The following is a 1,295-nucleotide window of genomic DNA, read 5'->3' as shown; positions in this document are numbered from 1 at the left end:
TAAAGTATGGTTGAACTTGAAGTAGCAACAATGTCTCTTTTATCCGGTTTTGAACGAACAAGTATCGTTCAATTGTCTGGTGACGAAGGCGAAGAGGTCACACCCGTTCCCATCCCGAACACGGAAGTTAAGCTCTTCAGCGCCGATGGTAGTAGGGGGCTTCCCCCTGTGAGAGTAGGACGTCGCCGGGCAAATGCCATCCCCTGTAGGGGATGGTTTTTTTGTGCATGAAAATAATATTAGTTGAACGCGGTAGAACATTAAGATCATCTTCTAAACTAACTCGCGCTTAATGCCTTTGGCAATTAAAGGTCTATTAAAAGGACGATTCCATGCTTTAGGAACCTTTCCCCGCGCCCAACAAACCAGCCGCCGCGCCCAAGAATCATATTTCGCGCTCAACAAACCAGGCGCTGCGCCCAAGAATCATATTTCGCGCTCAACAAACCAGGCGCCGCGCTCAAGAATCACATTTCGCGCTCAACAAACCAGGCGCCGCGCTCAAAAACCCCAACCCCGCTCCCAACAATCTCCAAGCCCCCGTATATAAAATCCATAAGTAATTCTGAATTATGTTGATTAATAATAGTATAGATACACTTTTTCCGCAAAAAGGCTCATCATATCCAGATGGAAGAAGTATTATTTATGCGTGCTTACAAGAATTTATACGTATATAGCCGGCAGCAAACGCAAATTGATTGGTCAAAATTAGACTTCCATTATAATTGAATTGATCACCAAAGACCTAACATTGAAGTCGTAGGTTGGGGTTTGTCTGGAAGATAACCTTCCCCCTTGCTGAATACCATCTACCTATGAAGATGACAAAACCAATCTAATGTCTCCTAAATGGGAAAGTGTTCAAGTCCAAAACTCATTTAGTAGTTATCAATATGAAAAGTCAACTAAAGAAGTAGGCTTGTCAAACACCACCTCTGAAGTATAGGTGATGTTTTTTTGTAAATAAGTGTTGCAATCAAAACAGTAAGGTGTTATATTAGATAACGTTGCGTTTCCGATAAGTGAATAACCACTGCAAAACAACATAAAACTTTTTAAGAAAAGTTGTTGACATCGAAAACACAGCATGGTATTATATAAGAGTTGCTTCTAACGGAGCAGCGAACAAATGAACCTTGAAAACTGAACAGCAAAACGTCAACAAATAAAGTTCTGGAACCGACACTGTCGGTGAAAAGAACAAAATGAATCTTCGGATTCAAAATTGACATCTTAAATGATGCCAGCAAGAAACTCGAGCTATTCGAATTTCTCTTTTATGGAGAGTTTGA

At 40.9% G+C, this 1,295-nt stretch carries 1 rRNA gene; it reads left to right on the top strand.

Annotated features, from left to right (window positions below):
• The first annotated feature begins 75 nt into the window (after positions 1 to 75).
• Positions 76 to 191, top strand: a 5S ribosomal RNA gene (gene rrf / locus ACFPZG_RS16955).
• Positions 192 to 1,295 lie beyond the last annotated feature (1,104 nt).

It is taken from the genome of Sporosarcina thermotolerans (assembly GCF_042658975.1).
Classification (GTDB): Bacteria; Bacillota; Bacilli; order Bacillales_A; family Planococcaceae; genus Sporosarcina; species Sporosarcina thermotolerans.
Note: the sequence above shows the minus strand (reverse complement) of the source record. Positions and strands in the feature narration are given on the sequence as shown.